9 protein-coding genes are annotated in these 19,286 nt (G+C 43.8%); all 9 read right to left on the reverse strand.

The features are described from left to right. Positions 1-89: 89 nt before the first annotated feature. Positions 90-2,462: a copper amine oxidase N-terminal domain-containing protein gene (locus AC0WRU_RS22545; RefSeq protein WP_025681971.1), complete on the reverse strand. Its 2,373-nt coding sequence runs from the start codon at positions 2,460-2,462 to the stop codon at positions 90-92. A gap of 542 nt (positions 2,463-3,004) precedes the next feature. Continuing rightward, positions 3,005-4,351, reverse strand: a complete 1,347-nt coding sequence (locus AC0WRU_RS22550) for an efflux RND transporter periplasmic adaptor subunit (protein WP_476126370.1) — start codon at positions 4,349-4,351, stop codon at positions 3,005-3,007. 19 nt (positions 4,352-4,370) lie between these two features. Beyond that, entirely contained in the window at positions 4,371-7,508 is a 3,138-nt protein-coding gene (locus tag AC0WRU_RS22555) for an efflux RND transporter permease subunit (protein ID WP_476126371.1), read from the reverse strand. Between the two features lie 350 nt (positions 7,509-7,858). Beyond that, a complete protein-coding gene (locus AC0WRU_RS22560; RefSeq protein ID WP_476126372.1) occupies positions 7,859-11,869 on the reverse strand; it encodes an S-layer homology domain-containing protein in 4,011 nt (1,336 codons plus the stop codon). A gap of 192 nt (positions 11,870-12,061) precedes the next feature. Beyond that, a complete protein-coding gene (locus AC0WRU_RS22565) occupies positions 12,062-13,192 on the reverse strand; it encodes a glycosyltransferase family 4 protein (protein WP_025681967.1) in 1,131 nt (376 codons plus the stop codon). Positions 13,193-13,329: 137 nt separating this feature from the next. Then, positions 13,330-14,091 carry a WecB/TagA/CpsF family glycosyltransferase gene (locus tag AC0WRU_RS22570; RefSeq protein WP_476126373.1) on the reverse strand — a complete coding sequence of 254 codons (762 nt, stop codon included), beginning with the start codon at positions 14,089-14,091 and terminating at the stop codon, positions 13,330-13,332. A gap of 8 nt (positions 14,092-14,099) precedes the next feature. Then, positions 14,100-15,236, reverse strand: coding sequence for a polysaccharide pyruvyl transferase CsaB (gene csaB / locus AC0WRU_RS22575; protein WP_476126374.1), 1,137 nt, complete (start codon positions 15,234-15,236; stop codon positions 14,100-14,102). Then, a complete protein-coding gene (locus AC0WRU_RS22580; protein WP_476126375.1) occupies positions 15,212-17,227 on the reverse strand; it encodes a DUF5693 family protein in 2,016 nt (671 codons plus the stop codon). Before AC0WRU_RS22580 ends, csaB begins: the two co-directional genes overlap by 25 nt. 261 nt (positions 17,228-17,488) lie before the next feature. Next, the gene (locus AC0WRU_RS22585; protein ID WP_476126376.1) at positions 17,489-19,207 is read right to left on the reverse strand and encodes a phospho-sugar mutase; all 1,719 of its coding nucleotides are present in this window, start codon (positions 19,205-19,207) and stop codon (positions 17,489-17,491) included. Positions 19,208-19,286 lie beyond the last annotated feature (79 nt).

Raw genomic sequence — 19,286 nt, forward strand, 5'->3', positions numbered from 1 at the left:
CTTTGTCAATATGACTAATAAAAGAAAAGGGCTCCAAAAGGAACCCTCTTCTCATCTAATTCAGTTAACTCAAAAGAGTTGCTCTTAAATTAGTTGTTGTTTTCAACAGTTACTGTTTTCGCAGTTGCATCATAGTTGATGGATGCATCCAGCGCTCTGCTCACCCAGAAGATAGGCAGTACAGTACGGTTTTTGTTAGTTACAGCTTTAACGTCCATACGAACCACAGAACCATTGATAGTCAACAGGTTAGTGTTCAGTTTGATCTGAGCAACGCGGTCACCTTTAATCAGGGTAACTGTGGAAGTTGCTTTGTCAAACAGGATGTTTTGTGGGGATACACCCAGAGCTTCAGCTGCATAACGTACTGGCAAGTAAGTGCGTCCGTTTTCAGCATAAGCAGCTACATCAGCTGTTTTAGATTCGCCGTTCACTGTGTAAGCAGTGCTTCCCAGTGTAAATACAGCTTTGGATTTAGTAGCACCTGGAGCTGGAGTTCCAACAGTTGCGATTGCTACTTCAGCAGCAGCAGTGTTGTTGTCTTTCCAGTTTTGAGTGTTGTCAGTTGCACCTTTGTATGCAGTGTAAGAAACAGCGCTACCTTTCAGCTTAGCAACGATGTCGCCTTGAGCTACAGTACGGTCAACAGTCAGCTTAGGAGCTGAGATTGTGATTGTACTTGGTGTAGCACTTTCGCTGTCGATGTAGAAGCTCAGACGGCCTTTGTTGCTATCGCCGTAAGTATCAGTAGATACGCTCTTCACTTTAACGTCACCAGCTGTTACTTTAACATCTGGAGTAGAAGCAAAGCGTACGCCTGTTGGCAATTCCAAGATTACTTCACGGCTACCGTCTTTCTTAACGAAAGCTTCTTTAGCTGCTTCAGTAATTGTGATGTCGCCAATTTGTTGTTCGCCCAGACCGATTGTCAGGGTTGGTTTGGATGCAGCAGCCAAAGTAACAGCTTGCTTCACAGTTGCAACCTTAACAGTACCGCTCAGACCTTGGCTACCAGCAACATCAACGTTCAGGTCGCCAGAGAAACCTGGTTGTGTAGCAACTTCAACGTTTTTCAGTTTCAAAGTACCTGGATCTTTAGTGCTGTTAGCGTTGTTGAAAGTCAATTTCAAAGTACGTTTGTCAGAGTCAGTATAGGAAACCTCTGCTCCACCCAAACCGTTAGTGTTCTCCATAGAACCGGAGAAGTTACTTCCAGGGTTATTACTTTCAAAAGTTGACTGCCAACGAGCACCTTCAGGCAGACGCAAAGTTACAGTACGTCCTTTTACAAAGGAACCAGCAACAGTCTCTTTAATTGTAACATCACCAATTTTTTGCTCATCATGACCAGCAAGAATTGTTGATGGAGTAGCAACGGAAACGCCACCACCGATTTGACCATAGCTACCAACTACAAGGGAGCTAACGTCAGTCGTTGCATTACCAGTGATACTAACAGTAACATCGCCCTCTTTAGCACTGTTTTCATCATCCACATAGAATCCTACAGGCAATTGGAAAGAAGTTTGGTCATCACTTACTTTTTTCAAAGACAAAGTAAGCGTATCGCCATCAGTAGAATAATTCACATCTTCTGGCTTAATTGCTTTGTCTGTCTTAGAAGTATACAAAATAGTGGCTGGCTTCTTAGGAGCGGAGTCCCATTTGAAACCGCTAGGCAATTTCAATTTAATGTTGTTGGTACCCAAAGAACCAGCAGTTTCTTCTTTAACTTTCAAAGTTGCAGTAAAGTTTTCTTCACTGGAAACAGTATCAGCAGCAGACAAAGATACTTGACCGGAAGAAACTACGTTTGCAATTGTCGCTTCGCCGCTAGTAAAACCACTTGCGGAAGCTGCATCAAAAGTAGCTTTTACAGGTCCGTTGCTAGGTCCGTTAACATTAATTTTACCAAAGTTCAGATAAAGATCAACGCTATCTTTAGAGTTAGTAAAGTTGAAAGTCACTCTTGCAGAGTTATCAGTGAGCTTCTCTACAGTCAAACCTTCACCCGGAACGTATCCAGTTTCTGCACGAGCTGCAGCATCATCATTGTTATCGCCTGGATCAACGTAAACGCCCAAACCATAAGTAGAATCAATAGCAGTAGGAACAACTTTAGGGTCAGTAGCAAATTCAAAGCCTTTAGGCAATGTAACAGTGAAGGATTCACCTTTACCAACAGAAGCTTGGCTTACGTTAACTTTTACTCTACCCAAAGTAGTGTTTGTAGTTTGACTTGAACCAATGCTAGGAGTATTAACAGCAGAATAGCTAGAAGCTGCATGAACTGCAGTTGGTGCAGTCAGTGCTGCGATTGGAGCTGCAACACCAGCAACCAATGTTGCTGTTGCCAGCACGTTGATCATTTTTTTATTAAACTTTGTCATAACCTTTTTTTCTCCTCCTTGAATATAACCAGAAATATTATTTTTGTCTTTTTGTCGGATCTTGTCACTCATCAGTCGTTACACCTCCTTTCCGAGCTTTATGAGAACCCTTATAAAATGATATCTGTGACAATATCACAGAAGCTTGGAATCTAGTTGAAAGAAAGCGTCCATTTATGACGTACTCCAGTATTATACAATGTGATAACAATGCAGTAAAGAATTTTTTTAGCGAATTATGTCTTTACGCTTTTGTACCCCTTTGTTTCATACTCACCCAATTAGACGTAGCATGGGTTCAAAAAGTTGCGTCCGTTTCAAAAAAAAAATTATTTTTTTTTGAATATGTATTCCGCTTTCCACAGTCATAATTATACTATTGAACCTGTTCCTCCGTCATCCTACAACTTTTACCTTATCAACCTTAAATGTACAAGGATTATTTTCGTACATTTAAGTCGGTCTTTAATGGAGTATATTCGTTAAGAATTATCCATAGAATATATAAAGCACATAAAGTCTATAGATTCCCTTGAAATCTAATACTCTAATACACTTTAAGTAGTAGGAATGACGGAGTAACAGTGATTTACTGTACATATAGCCGAGACAAATTACTTGACTACATTAATCTTCGCACCATCCGTAAGGAGACTTACTCCCTTAACGACGACATTTTGCCCCTCAGCAAGCCCCTTGGTTACTTCAACCTGTTTGGCACTTTCCTGACCTGTTTGCACTTCTACCCGCTTAGCCACAGTTCCTTCCACTACATAGGCATACTTTTTCCCTGCCTGCTCCGTAATGGCATCCTGCGATACCAAAATGTTTTTAGGAGCTTCTGATTTCATGTATACAGTTACAACCATCCCTGATTTTAATTCACCTGAACCATTAGGAACCGAAACCTCGACAGGATATGCCTTGAGATCATTATCCATTACCGGATTGACGGCCGATACTCTGGCTTCAATTCGCTTATCTAACGAGTCCACACCTACAGTCACAGATGAACCCACCTGTAGCTTAAGAAGCTCAGATTCAGAAACGTTAACTTTAGCAATAATAGGATCGGTATTCGCTATTGTAGCAACCGCTGATTGTGCACTAACCATTTGCCCCTGGGTTCCTGTTACTACCGATATCGTGCCGGAAATCGGAGCTTTGACTACAGCATCCACTAGTTGACTACGTGCTGTGTCTAAACTGGACTTAGCTTGATTGACAGAAGCACGTGCTACGTCAATGCCCGTTTTCTGTTGTGCAAGACGTAATGATTTTTGAGCATTACTATATGTTGTTTGCGCACTTTCCTTGGACGTTTGGGCATTGTGAAGTGTGATCTGTGCATTCTCCACCGCAGTTAAAGCCCTTCTATGCGCTATTTGAGACTGCTCTAAATCAGATTGAGAAAGAGCGCCCGCACTAAACAACTGCTGGTTACGATTAAGCGTATTTTGAGCATCACGCACGGAACTTTGAGCATCTACCAGAGCAGTCTGAGCTTGAGTAATGGCATTGTCTTGCTGAACAAGCGCGCTTTTGGCTTGATCCACACTAGACTCTGCCTGTTGTACAGATTGCGCTGCGCCAGACTCTGCCTGCTTTAAATTGGCCAAGGCAACTTGGTACGATTCCTGAGATTGCTTAATCGCGTCTTGCAAATCCTTTTGGTCTATAGTAAACAATGTGTCGCCTTTGCTTACTTTTTGCCCCACTGTAAGATTAATACTTTGAATCTTACCACTAATTTTAGGAGACACCTGAGCCGTCTCTTTGGGAGCAAAGCTTCCAATAATACCTGTTGAATCGTTAATGCTGCCTTTGGTCACTTTGGCCACTTGGACCGGAATGGCTTGCTGCGCCGCAGTTGGAGCGGCAGGGGCCTCCCCCCCACCGCAACCCGCTAATGCAACTGATAAAAGCAAAGTTGTAGCAATCAGAGCACTTTTTTTATTCATTATGTTTCTCCACCTCACCTTATATATGAACACTTTTTTGTAGTTTCGCTTCTTTTTTTAGTTGTCTCTTCGCCTGTCTTTTTAATTTCCGATCTTTACGTTTTTGGATCATATTATCCATGATAACGTAGACTACCGGAATAAGAATCAATGTAATAACAGCTGCGAAGGATAACCCGAATACAACAACAACTGCCATCGGTGCTTGTGTCTCGTTACCACTGCCTGTAGCAAATGCCATTGGGAGCAAAGCTAGTACAGTAGCCAGCGTGGTCATCAAAATTGGACGCAACCGCTCAGAAGCTCCATGAATAATAGCTTCATCCCGATCTTGGCCTTCTTTTCGGAGCTGAATTATAAAGTCAATCATAACAATAGCATTGTTGACGACCAAACCGACGAGCATGATGTAACCTGTCAAAGCTGAAACACTGAGACTCGCCCCGGTTACAGCTAAACCGATAAGCACACCAATTACCGTAGGTGGAACGGAAAACATAATAACAAACGGTGTAAGCATCGATTCGAACTGTCCTGCCATAACCATATAAATGAGCACGACAGATAGCAAAATAGCTATCGCCAAGTTCATAAAAGACTCCAGCATTTGTTCATTTTGTCCACCACTCGTATCTGCACTGTAGCCTTCAGGGAAGTGAGTACTCTTCAAAAGAGCATCTATTTTTTGGTTAATGGTAACGATGTCCCCTGTTCCGTCTATGTCAGCAGTAATTTGCACTTGACGCGTCTGATCTTGACGACTAACAGTGTCGGGAACGGCACGCTTATCTATACTCGCTACTGAGGACAAAGGTACATCAATTCCTTGTGGAGTGGTAATGCGTAAGGCATTCAAATAGGACAAATCATGGCGGTTTCGCTCTGGCAACGATATCTTCACATCAATCTGATCTTCACCTGTGCGATAGCTTGTGGCGACTGATCCATTAAAAGAAGTATTCACTGCAGATAAGATTTGGGTCGCTGATAAGCCATATCGACTAGCAAGCTCCCGATTAACGGTAATCTCATATTCTTCGCGAACCGCACTTAAGGTACTTTTGACATTAACGGTACCCGGTATGTTTTTTACGTCCGCAACGAGATTGTCCGAGAGTTCTCTCAGGACGTCAATATCGTCACCTTTTAGATTAATGTTAACAGCTGCTCCACTCGAAAGGCCTGTTGCAGACACGAGTGTAATCTCTGCATCCGGAATACTATCAAATTTTTTACGAAGGCCATCAACTATAACATCTGTTGCCTGATGCCCATCCTTCAGTGTTACGCTTAGATCTGCTGAGTTGGTTGGAGCTACCCCTGTATAGCCGGAAAGACCGCCAGAACCAACAGTCACTGTCATTTTATCTAGATCCGGAACTTTCAAAATTTCTTTTTCTATATCTTGAACAACCTTTTCCGTTTCTTCCAAGACTGTTCCATTAGGAAGTTTCACGTTAACTGTGAATTCCCCAGTATCCGATGCTGGGATAAATTCGGCCTTAACGAAAGGAATTAGAGCCCCAGCTGCCACAAACATTAATAAAGTAATGATTAAAACAGATTTTCTATGGTTAATTCCCCACTTCAATACACGGCGATACCCACCCTTAAATTTCTCGAAGCCAATATTAAACCACACAATAGGGTTAACACCCTTATAAGTACCTGATGAGTATATGGATTCATCTGGTACAGTAGGTAACCAACGCGAGCCGAGCATCGGCACAATCAGAAGAGATACGACCAAGGCTGCAATATGAGAAAAAATAACAGTTAACGCCAACGGTTTAAATAGAACTCCCGCAATTCCGTCAACAAAAACAACTGGTAAAAATACTACAATCTGTGCAAGTGCAGATGCCATAACCGCATTGCCCACTTGCTTGGAACCATCAATAGCCCCTTGTAGCATACTTTTCCCTTCATGTCTCTGCCTAAAAATATTCTCAATAATAACAACGGCAAAGTCGACAAAGGATCCTAACCCCAGAAGCAAACCGCTGAGTGAAATAATATTAATGGTTTGTCCGGTGAAATACATCATCATAAACGTTGCTACGAAAGAAATTGGAATAACGATAGTAGCAATAATGGTAGAACGTATACTATTCAAAAATAACAGCAACACAATGGCTGCAATAATAAGTCCCAATATAGCATGCTCTACTAATGAGTGTACGGAGTCGCTAATGGGTTTGGATGCATCTGTTACCATCTCCAATTGAGTTCCCGGAGGTAATTCCTTCCGTATCGAATCCAAACTATCCTTTACAGAATCGGCGATTGAAAGGGTATTTCCTCCTGTAGCTTTAGTAACAGAAATATTGATACTTGGCTTTCCGTTATAGGTAGAAATGGTTGTAACATCATCCAAGGAATCTTCAACTGTCGCGATGTCCTTTAATTTTACGCTTCCCTTTCCTACAGGGATTGGCGTTTCACCCATTTCTGAAACAGCTTTATATTCACCTTGAACCCGAAGCTGGATTTGTGTACTACCACGATATACAGAACCAGCAGAGCCAGCTACATTATTAGCCGATAGCGCTTGGCTGATTTGATCTAGCGTAATGCCATAGCTTTGAAGTTTGGCCTGATCTACAGTAATCTTCACAAGCCGAGCTTGCCCACCTGACATGTTGGCTGCAGCTACTCCGGAAATTCTTTCAAGCCGCGGCTCAATAATATCTTCAGCAATAGGCTTCAGTTTGTTAATATCCTGGTCACCTGTAAGAGAGAGAGTAATAACTGGCGTTGCGTTGAGATCCACTTTAAGGACACGTGGCGAATTTGCTGCATCCGGAAGAGAACCCCTAACCCCATCAACTTTATCCCGCATGTCGAGGGTCGCCTGGTTCATATCTACGCCCCAGTTAAATTGAATCATGACCATAGATGATCCTTCTGAGGACTCGGACGTAATCGTATCCACGTTCTCAATAGAAGCTAAACTTTTTTCAATAGGTTTGGTAACCAATTCCTCAACCTCTGTAGGCGTTGCATTTGGAATACTGGTCACCACTGCAGCGTATGGCAGCTTCATATCCGGCATCTGCTCGACAGGAAGCCTTAACGCAAAAATACCGCCCCCGATTAGCAAAGCAATAATTAACATAAATACTGTTACAGGACGGCGTATTGAAAACTGAGACATCTCATCACTCCCCACTCATTTCTCTATGTAATATTTAAGCACACTAATCCTCTACTACGACGAAATAAGCGTAAAGTTTCAGATAAGTGCGCAAAAAAAACATATTAAAAAATAATAAACACATTTTGAGATAAATACTCAAAAAAAGTAGTTAATTTAAACACATTTATGGTAGTTCAAGAACAAAACGCTGTAAACTTACCCATTAGTTAGTTGCTCATTGTTATTATGGCATAGGCCCTTAATCCCAGTCAAATAGCTGATTTCTAAAAAACATCCCTCTCATGTATATGAAAGGGAATTCCAATTTCACATGGAGGGATGTTCGATAAATTCAGTTTTTTAAGGACCTAGATCTTAGGAAGTAGCTTTTTATCAGCCATAACTTTAGCTACAATAATGGCTGCATCACCACGCAAGGTCAAGGATGTAGGATTAAACATATATCCTTTTTTGGGATCGCTGGCATCAACAGGTGAACCTGTGATAAAGCCCTTCTTGGCAATAGCCAACACAGATGCTTGCGCATAGTAATCAATCTTGTCCGCATCTTTAAAGGTTTTAGACAGATTCTTCATGATCTTGTCATGATCTGTTTCCAGCTTCAAATTCAATGCTTTGGCAATGATGACCGCAGCATCTTGACGTGTGATGACATCTTCCGGCATAAAGATTCTCGGTTGCGAACCTTTTACAATACCGGCGCGTGCAGCTGTTTCGATATAGCGATAATCATAAAGGGCATCTGCTGATATCGCATTTGAAACTGACACGTCATCAAAATGCTTCGCACCACTGTAGTTAAGTGGAATTTGCAAGCCTTTGACCATCATCGTAGTAAATTCGCCTCTTTTAATGTAGCTGTCAGGTCCAAAGCTGTTAATTGGATCGATCGGATTCATGACACCCTTAGCCAAAATGGCCTCGATATAGTCTCTCGCGTATTTGTGTTTAATAACATCACTATACGTTTCTCCAACCTTGGCAGCTACATAGTAGCCGAAACGATCAAACGGTACTTTAATGGTATGTTTCTTCGGATCTACAACACCGCCAATGTTCTGCCAGTCTTTGAGATCAGAATCAAAGTAGAACACCGTCATTTGTTTCCCTGCATCCTGAGCGATACTGCTATCATACGTCAGCGTTAATGTAGCACGCTTGGAAGGTACCAGTTCATTGGCTGGGTCACGCCAGTAGAAGTTTTTGATCTTGCTACTGTCGTTTTGTGACTTATTGGCCAGTTGGTATGGATCAGCACCGTAAGTAACAGGATCATACGCATCTGTTTTGATATCATCTGCTACACCTGGGTCAATCCAAAATACAGGACTTGATTTGGTATAACGATCTGGAAAATCTCTATTAAAATATTTACTTCCATCTGCGATCAAGCTCTGCATGTCCGATAATGCCTTTTCAGTTTCAAACTCATGTCGGTCCACGACACCATCTTCGCTGTTCGCTATCGCAAAATACAAAGTGTGTCCGGAGAAGACCTGATTTTTGAATTGCTGAGGCTGGTCATAGTCCCGACGAATCAGGCTCGTTCCCTTGGCAAAAGCAAGTGTAAGATTACCATCAAACACTTTATGTGATGTCTTCATGGCTTCCATAAACTGCTCGCCAGGAATATTAGTAGGCACATATTTTACGGTAATGGTTTGTTTTTGTTTGTCCTTACCTACCGTAACCACTACATCAATTTTATTGTCTTTATTAGGTTTCAGCCCTGTAACGATGGCTTTGTATGTTGAAGGATAATCAATGGTGCCATCATAGTCAGAGTCAAACCCCTCTTGAACGGCTGTTTCCTTACCCACCATAACACTATCTGCATTACCTGCGTTCACTACAACTTGCACAAAGTTTTGATTCACGATTCTCTTTTCTGGGAGTGGACGCAAAATATCAAAAGATGTGGATTGGCCGGATACTTGCAATCGGAACGTTGCAAATGGTCCGCTTTTACCACTGTTGTACAAGGTAATATTGTAGGCTACTGCTGTTCCATCTTGTGGAATCGTTTGGTTTTTCAGTACAAAGCTGAAATACTTCTTATCTGGATGATAATAAACCAGCAGATCCTTTAAATCTTTGCTGTTGAATTTATCCGTAGTAGAACCGGAATTGTACACTGTCTTGGCATCTTCGGCTGAGTAGAACTGATTATTCAGAGTCCAGTTGACCTCACTGCCGTCAGATCCTTTAATCTCCAGAATATATTGGTCTTTATTGGTGATATCGCTTAACGCACTCGGTACCTGGTTTGCAGTTCCCAAATCAGCAATGCTAAAGGTACCAAAAACATTGATGTTTTTCAGGGATGTAGTGTAATTCGTGTCATCCACTTTTTTGAAATTAGCATCTTTGGATTTTGGTGCAATTTCGCTGTATTTCGGCGCACTGCTTAGTCCGCTAACTGGAGTAAACGGAATAATACCTTGCGTGTTTGCAACAGGAATTACCGGTATATTCGTTTGTGTAAAGTTTACTTTTACTGTATTGGCGTACTCAATACCCGGTTTGTATACAAACTTGATTTCATTATTCCCATTCGCCAGTGCATTAGCTGCCGCATCCTCGGAGGATAAAGCGAGTTTAAAGTCCACTCCTGTGCCATCCAGATCAACCAATACATTATTTACATACAGGAATACATTTCGGTTACTGCCTGTGTAATGAATATCTGATGCATTACTTACGTCGAGCAGTTTACCTTTAAAGTTGCCCAATTGGGTTAATTTATAGGTATTCAAGTTTGCGCTAGATGTATTCAACGGAATTTGTTGTCCGTCATAAATCGTATCGTATTTCATGAATGGACCCTGCAACAGATTCACTGTTGCTTTGATCAATTTGGTCGAGTCTCCATTCAGGTAAAAATTCAGTGCGTTTGTGCCCTCTTTAGGCAGGGAGTCAATGTAAGCAACAATTTTCTTCACCTGTGTTGACTTACCATTAATCGTCCTAACCACATCTTGAGAACCTACCGTGTGTACAGTTACGCCGGAAAGCTCGCTAATCGAAGTTGGAGCCCCGTTAACCACGATAAATTCCAAACCTACAGGAACAGACGGGGCATCTGTGGTTTTATTTTTCATAGAATTACCGGACAACTTTTGGGCTTCTGCTATAGCTGCCGTTTGATCTGATCCTTTGATTCTGTTCAACAATTGAACATTAAAATCGGAAAGGTAGTTAACATCATCAATGTAAGGTTGTGTGCTGCTGCGCAATGTAAATTGCACAGGATATGCCGCTGGAGGTGTACTACTATCATCAAAAGTTAACCCCAGAAACGCTCCAGTTACATGATCAATGACAGCATCTGTAGGTACATTCACCTGAAATGGATACACTCTATAGCCATTTGAAGTTGTCACATTAGCCGTATCAATCGTAGCATCTACACCGCTGGTACTACCAACAGCGCTTCCGTTGTTGCTTACATCAATAAACCGTGCATTAATGGTAGCCACCTTCGGATCGGAAGCCCCCCCTGGGACTAACACTTTACCTTTTAAAACAATTCCGCTGGTGTCTGCCACCGTAAAGTCTGGTGAAGTGGTCAGATCCGTAGACACGTTGCCATCCTTATTTAAATTCAAATCAGAAAATTCAGGTTTTCCTGTATAAATTGTGATTTCACGTGTAACCGTAAGGGCCTGAGTGCCATTACCTACTTTGATAGTCACTACGTTTTTACCAGGGCTGAGTACGACACTACCTGTTAATTTATAGCCTGTGTAGCTATTAACAGTATATGTGTTACTACTTTTTGCAGACGTCAGCGTTACATTGTCAGCATTGGGCGCTGTACCTTGAATAACTACTTTGACGTCATCCGTACCACTATTCTTTGCATCAGTCAAAACAGTTGTTTGGTTCTCAATCAATTGCTCTGTTTCGCCATTTAACGTTGCAGACAAATCGTAGAGCTTGGGTCCGTCCTGATACTCAATATAAATAGAATCCTTCATATCAGCCGAATTTTGGCTGCTTTGGAACGTAATTCGGTTCAAACCAGGAAAGAGTTTAATGTCTGTAATTTTAAGCGTGGAGCCGGCGACCGTAATTCCGCCCTTTTGGCTTTCATTTTTATTAACCTCGGTGTAGGTCGTTCCATTTTTAGAGAGCTGGAATACACTATAGGAAATAGTGCTTCCGTTCACTCCATTAATCGTACCATTAACTGTAACACGGTCGGTGTTCACCACTCTGGCCGAATCCGCATCATATTTTTCATTTGGAAAAATAAAATAAGTTCCCGTCGCAGCATGAGCCGTACCTACCAGGGCCGTCGGCACCAAGCCAATGATGAGACCAACCGTCAGCAACATGGATAGCAATCGTTTCAAATCATTGTCCTCCTTTGATTCTGTCGCACCTTGGGGCACGTAATCATTCGATACCTTTTTTATCGGTAGCGAACATACAAAAAATTAGTAAATACGCAAAAAAGGAGGGTAATTTTTCATAGCGAAGAACAAAAAAGCCCTCAAACCCGCGGTATACCGCCAAGCTTGAAGGCTTACTTTTAAAATAAAAAATTATAATTTCGACCGAGTCTGGGAGTCTGGCTTAGCCAGCAACCGAATCAGGGTGTTAATCACCGGACGTTTGGTTTTGCCGACAAGACCAATAACCTCGGCGCCGATCTGTAAGAAGAACATCATAATACATATCACGACAAAGGTAACCCAGTTCGCTTCATAAAGCGCAGCAGATGATTGGATAACGGCTAATATGCCAAAGAATGCGGCTATACAGTAAATAATCAATACGGTCTGTCTGTGGCTAAAGCCCAATTCACGCAGGCAATGATGTAAATGACCTTTGTCTGGTGAGAAAATCGGTTTTTTCTGCAACTTTCGACGAATGATCGCAAAGAATGTATCTGACAAAGGCACGCCGATAATGATCAATGGCGTAATAAACGATACGATAGCAATTTGCTTGAAACCAAGCATCGACAGCATCGCCAGACAGAAGCCCAAAAATAGAGATCCTGTATCACCCATAAATATTTTTGCAGGATGAAAGTTAAAAAACAGAAATCCGATAATGCTACCGAGCAGCACCAGGCAAAGCATAGCAACCATATAGTTGCCCATCAGAAGAGACATTACAAAAATCGTTCCGATTGCGATTCCCGAAACACCAGCAGCCAGTCCATCCAGACCGTCAATCAAATTGATGGCATTCGTTACACCTACAATCCAGAAAATCGTAAGCGGGATGGAGATCCAGCTTTCCAAAGAAGAGTATGCATCCTGAAAAGGCACATTCACAAAATCAACACGAATATCAAAAGCAAATACAACCATACACGCAACGGCAATTTGAGCCAAAAATTTCAATTTTGCATTAAGATCAAAACGATCATCAAGAGCACCAATCAGTGTAATCAGCGTTCCGCCAATCAGAAAGGCTGCGATAAAATTAATATCCCGTGAGGACAGCATTCCTTCAGGCACAAAAGGTAAAATCGCCAATAAGGACAAAAGAAATGCCAGGAAAATCCCCAGACCGCCAAGACGCGGCATAATTCGGGTATGTACCTTTCGGGCATTCGGTACATCAACGGCTCCAACCTTCACAGCAAATTTCTTGACGAGCGGTGTCAATAACAGCGCAAGTCCCAGTGCCATGATGAAACCAATAATATAGATCAATAACATTTGATCATTCGACCCCCAATTTTAAAGCAATCCCTTTTCAGATGTAACCGCATTGAATTATACTCTGATCGAAAATAAATACCAAGCCTCATATTCTGGCAAATTAGCGGGTTTTGAAGGCAGATTCAAGCTATTTATCACACTTTTGTGACGTTTTCTTTTTCACGCATCACTTTCATGGCGAATTTCGGCAGCGCAAGCATTCTTTTGTACCGACTTGGCTCTTTCAATAGCCTATACAACCACTCAGCTCTGAGCTTCTGGAACAATTTAGGCGCACGTTTGGCTTTACCGGATATAATATCGAAGCTACCGCCCACCCCCATCATCACAGGAACACCCAATTGTTCTTTATATTTACCAATCCAGGGCTCCTGCGTGTCTGCTCCACGTGCTACAAACAGCAAGTCAGGATTTGCTTCACGAATAGCTGCAATCACCGCTTCATCCTCTACCGGTCCGAAAAATCCGTCATGCTTGCCGCAAACCGTAATTCCGGGATAAAGCTCATGTACCCGCTGGGCTGTCGCTTGAATCACCTCAGATGTCGATCCGAGCAAATAAACTTTCCAATGATAGTTTTCTCCAGCTGCAAGTAATTCATGTAACAAGTCAAAACCCGCCACACGTTCTGGTACTGGATGTCCTACATAATTTGCGGCCCAAACCACGCCAGTCCCATCCGGGACGATGAGCTCCGCCTGCTTCATCACTGACATGTACATAGGGTCTTCCAACGCTGCCATAACCATAATCGGATTGGCAGTGATCACTTGATGGGGTCGGCGAGACTCCACTGCTTGAATTAATACATTTAATGTATCTTTCATATTAAGCCTTGATACCGGAACACCGAAAATCGGGACGGTAGGCACATTCGTAACCTTATCGACTGTCACTGTATCCATCATCCTTTGCGACACAAGTAATTAATGATATGCTGTGCCGGCAAACGGGCCTCGCTCTTCAACAAAGCAATTGCCGCTCCCTGGCTCTCGATCCATTGGCTCCGCTGATCCAGCAATCGTATAGCCTCATCAGCTAGCTTTTGACCATTCAGCGCTTCTGTGGTGCCTACAGGCTGGCTACCGACGCGGCCGAGGAAATGGTCAATTTTCGGATCATAGGATATCCCCAACGGGGGCACCTGATGGGATGCTGCATAAATCAGACTGTGCAATCTCATCCCGATCATCAAACTACAACGACTGACTTCCAGCAACATCTGCTGAGGATCGGTAACCTGCTCACATATACTAACACGACTGCCCGTTTCCCTAATATCCCCTAACAAATCCATTACCATCCTTGAAGCCTGCTCATCGTCTGGCAGATGGAAAGGAAAAAAGCGCAAATGTACACGGCGCCCAGCAGCTAATTTTTTCAAACCGTCAGCGATCGCCGTTAATTCACGACACTCCTTGTCCCAGTAACGTACCGACACACCAACAATCGGAAGTTCATTTTCCCCTTCGACAGCCGCTCCTTGCAAGCCTTCGGAATTGGAGGGCAATGGAAGCCCCATTACTGGATCGGGAACGACCTCAACAACAGGGTGTTTTAATTTCATGGTGCCCAGTAGCGCCGCAGACTGTTCATCTCTTACAGATACATATTCGCAGCGCTGGAACACAGACCGGATCATAGGGTAAAATATCTTCCGTTGCACCGGGCCAATGCCCTGAGCATACACAAACGTCGGCTTTCCGGCCCACTGAGCCAGTTTGAGAATCGCTAGATAATAAGGAATGCTTTTGGGACTTGTTGCGTCCTGAAGCAAACTTCCGCCGCCGCTGATTAACCCGTCGCTGTTTTTAATCGCTCTCCGAATTTCTCTCAGACTCATACGTGGTACAGCTTCTACTCCGTACATCTTCTGTGTCCAAGCGGGGTCTGAAGACAGCACAACAGGTTTAACCGTAATACCCGCCTGACGGCTTTCCACCTCTAATGCTGTCAAAATCGACTTAAGCACTGCCTCGTCTCCACTATTGCGAAAGCCGTAATAACCCGAGATTATTATCGTTTGAGCTGTGGTGACCATTTCTTCCAACATCCTTCCAGCACTTGCCACACGACAATTGCGATAATTCCCAGAATCAGACCCAATCCCAATCCTAACAGCCCACGACTAAGCGAGAGTGCCGCTGGAGAATGAATATGAGCAAAGGTATCGACCATAGAGGCCTGACCAATAGCAGCGATAATCAGCAAATAGATCGCTTTGCGATATTTCAACGCCAGGAACGCACCTGCAATAAACAGTGGATGTGCCATCAAGAATTCCTTATTACGCGGACGTACACCAAATGCATTCTCAAGGAAATTTCGGAAAACCAGCTCTGTGTTCGATACGGTACCCGCATTCCCGGTACGGCTCAAATAGTACACTCCTGCGGCTCCGATCACAGCCAGTACGATGACCCAGAGTACAGTAATCGGGGTGCGCAACAGCTTTGAAATTTCTTCGCGTATAGAAACGCCCCGATAAAAGAAGATATATATCGCCGCCAAAAAAATCGGCAGAATGTGAAGCAAGCTTACGCCTCTAAATTGGTTCAGCACTAGACTGTACGCAATACTGTTCAACAGCGCAATAACAAACGGTACAGCAGCCAGCGACAAAACTGCTGTCTGAACGTACAATACAAGTGTTTGAACGAGACGACGACCTATTGAAAGCTCAGGCTCCTGTTCACGTTTGATTCTAATCGTACGCACAGCAATGACCATTGCAACCGTGGGTCCGCTAATCGCTGCGAGCAGTGCCAAGCCTTGCTCCATCAAGCTGGTGTTCAGAACGTAAAGACCTGCTGAGCCAACCAATCCCATTCCAAACGCTAACAAGGTCAACGCTGGGACAAAATACGACACCATAATGGAGAATAAAGCCAGTGCACCCAGTACAACCACCAATTTCAGGTAACGTTGGTAGGATGAATCAACCACTTGAAATGGTTCAGCCTGTCCAAGCTCAAATCCCTTTTTCTCCATCCGTTGAACAGCATTGCCCGGTTTGTCCAAACTGTGGATCAAGTTGTCTACAGAATCCTTCACTTTGGCCTCAGCCACACTGCGGGTTGGAGCAGTATTAAGATACAACATGCGAATGTTGCGGTCCTTGGTCGCCAATGCAAAACGATCAGCCAGCGTCTCCACATCAAGCGTTGAATCTTTGTCGCTCAGTGAGTACAAGCGCACAACGTTATATTTTATATCGTAAGCCAGCTTGTTGAAGCCTGCCTGCGGTTTTTTCAAATTTTCAATAGCGGCCAGGCCAATATTGTATTTGTTCAGCAATTCAGCAAATGCTGCCAAGCTATGCTTTTTCTCATTATCTGTAAACCCTTTGACAGAATCTCCTTCAAATAAAATGCGTTTTACGCCATTCTCCTGAAAGGAAGCCAACGTCTCTTCTGTCAATTCCTGATTGTAAGGAAGGCTGTCGCTCATCCGCGGAACGATAAAAAATCCTTTATTCCGAAGCTGTTTCATAGCAATTGGATCAGGCTGCATGGGCTTGAGATACGCATCCTCTGGAGAAGTTTCTACAACGAGCCCTTCATGGCCCTGATAAGTCCATGGTTTGACGTTAATGTCTAGACTGGTAAAAGTACGTTCAATTAACGGCTTCAAAGCCGCAGCGTTTTCCTGATCAGTGAAAACAACGTACGTAAAGTTCTCGTTTACGGGTGATACCCGTTTTTCCATATCAGCAATATTCTGAGTCGTATAGGTTACAACATGGCCTGCTTTACGGAAATCATCCAGTGTGCTTTCATACATTGCCATACTGTTCACACCAGCCTGCTTTAAGCGGTCAAGCTGCTCATTCAGGTAATCCTGCGGGTGAGCCTGATACGAAGCTGCCTCTGTCAAATCCCGATAGTCGAATACGAGCTCTACTTTTTTACTTGATGATTCTGTCTTCACACGATCGGCAATTACAGGAATGGAAGCCAGCAAGCCAAGTGCAACCAGAATCCATAACCATTTTCGAGAAGCCGTATTCCAATACTGCCATTTCTGATACACCAAAGAACCTCCTTAATATTCGGGATTTTGCAAAATTCAATGCTGCCCACCTTGCTCTTGCTTAGTTCTTGGTAGGCCACTCATTGGATTTTGCAAAATCCTCCGTTGCCGGAATAAGCTTATTTTCCCAAAGCCTCTTCCAGATTATTCTGCAACACAGAAATGACCCCCACGGCGTACTGCCCTTTGCCGTGAGAGGTCACCGATTTCTTAATTCATATCTAATTGCCTTAATCCTATTCTATTATAAATGGATTTGTCTCAAGCGTCTACGCGTGCCATAACAGCTTCCACCAGACGGCTGATTCTTTGCTCGGCATCTGCCAGTGAGGAACCGCGTACCGCAAAGTACACTTTAATTTTAGGCTCAGTACCGGAAGGACGCAAGCAGAACCACGAGCCGTCTTCCAGTAAGAATTTAAGCACATTCTCTTGTGGAAGTCCGTCCAAACCCTGTGAGTAATCCAGCACTTTTTCCACCTTCACACCTGCAATTTCCAGAGGCGGAGTAGTGCGCCAATCCGTCATTTTGCCCTGAATCTGCGCCACTCCATCCTTGCCCTTGAGCGTGCGGGACTCCAGCTTCTCCAGGAAGTAGCCAAACTGCTTGTACAGCTCCTGTAAAACATCATACAGCGTCTTGCCTTGGGTACTGTAATAAGCAGCTGCTTCAGCGATCAGCATAGCCCCCAAGACCGCATCCTTGTCACGGGCATAATTGCCTGCCAGGTAGCCGTAGCTTTCCTCATAGCCAAACAGGTAGGTATAATCACCCGTTTGGTCGAACTGATTCATTTTCTCACCAATGTACTTAAAGCCCGTAAGCGTGTTGAATACCGTTGCTCCAAAATGCTCAGCAATCACTGCGCCCATTTCACTCGTTACGATGGTTTTAATGACAGCTCCGTTATTTGGAAGCTTACCCGTTTCTTTTAGCTGGTTCAACAAGTAGTAGGCCATGATCGCGCCAGACTGATTACCAGACAATACCACATACTCGCCGTCACGGTTTTTCACAACTGCTCCCATGCGATCCGCGTCGGGGTCTGTACCGATCAACAGGTCCGCACCAATTTTTCCACCCAGCGCAATCGCCAGCTTGAAGGCATCGCGTTCTTCCGGGTTGGGTGATTTGACAGTAGAAAATTCGGCATCCGGCTGTTCTTGCTCAGGCACAATATGTACCTGCTCAAAACCGATTTTCTCCAACACGCGACGAACCGGTACGTTGCCTGAGCCATGAAGAGGTGTAAACACAACTTTGAAGTTTTTGCCCGGTCCGGCTGCAATCAGCTCACGATTAACACTCACACTGGCTACCGTGTCCACAAACGCTTCATCTTCTTGCTCTCCGAGCCAAACCAGCAGGCCCTGTGCCTCTGCTTCTTCACGTGTCAGACGGTGAATATCAGCAAAAGAAGGAACCTCATGGATATAACCAATCACCTGCTCGGCCTGATCAGGAACAAGCTGACCGCCTTCATCGTTGTATACCTTGTATCCATTATATTCAGGAGGGTTATGGCTTGCTGTTACGACAATACCACCGCTGGCTCCCGAATGACGCACGCTAAAAGAAAGCTGTGGCGTTGGGCGCAAGGAAGGGAACAGCTTGGCAACGATGCCGTTGCCTGCCAGCACCAAAGCCGCATCCAAAGCAAACTCTGGGGAGAAATGACGCGAGTCATGCGCGATTACAACCGAAGGCTTCCCTTCTTTTCCCGCATGCTGCTCTAAAATATAACGAGCCAGTCCCTGAGTCGCACGTCCAATGACGTAACGGTTCATCCGGTTACTACCTGCTCCGATCACTCCACGCAGCCCACCTGTGCCGAATTCCAGCTCTTTATAAAAGCGATCCTCCAGCTCCTGCTCGTTGCCTTCCAATGCGCGCAACTCCTGTTTGGTTTCTTCATCAATATAAGGGTCTTGCAGCCAGCTCTCAATGCCTTCTATTGCTTTTTTACTCAACTGCGTCATACGGAATTTCCCCTCTCCATTTTTGGGTTGTCAAAACAGGATTTCTATGTACACATGCACTCGGTTCAGACGTCGTGCT

It is taken from the genome of Paenibacillus sp. 1-8 (genome assembly GCF_056316205.1).

What these genes read in the sequence shown, in the direction of transcription:
- AC0WRU_RS22585 (WP_476126376.1), bottom strand. Translation starts at nt 19,207, where the DNA reads ATGACGCAGTTGAGTAAAAAAGCAATAGAAGGCATTGAGAGCTGGCTG.
- csaB (WP_476126374.1), bottom strand. Translation starts at nt 15,236, where the DNA reads ATGGTCACCACAGCTCAAACGATAATAATCTCGGGTTATTACGGCTTT.
- AC0WRU_RS22545 (WP_025681971.1), bottom strand. Translation starts at nt 2,462, where the DNA reads ATGAGTGACAAGATCCGACAAAAAGACAAAAATAATATTTCTGGTTAT.
- AC0WRU_RS22550 (WP_476126370.1), bottom strand. Translation starts at nt 4,351, where the DNA reads ATGAATAAAAAAAGTGCTCTGATTGCTACAACTTTGCTTTTATCAGTT.
- AC0WRU_RS22555 (WP_476126371.1), bottom strand. Translation starts at nt 7,508, where the DNA reads ATGTCTCAGTTTTCAATACGCCGTCCTGTAACAGTATTTATGTTAATT.
- AC0WRU_RS22565 (WP_025681967.1), bottom strand. Translation starts at nt 13,192, where the DNA reads ATGTTATTGATCTATATTATTGGTTTCATCATGGCACTGGGACTTGCG.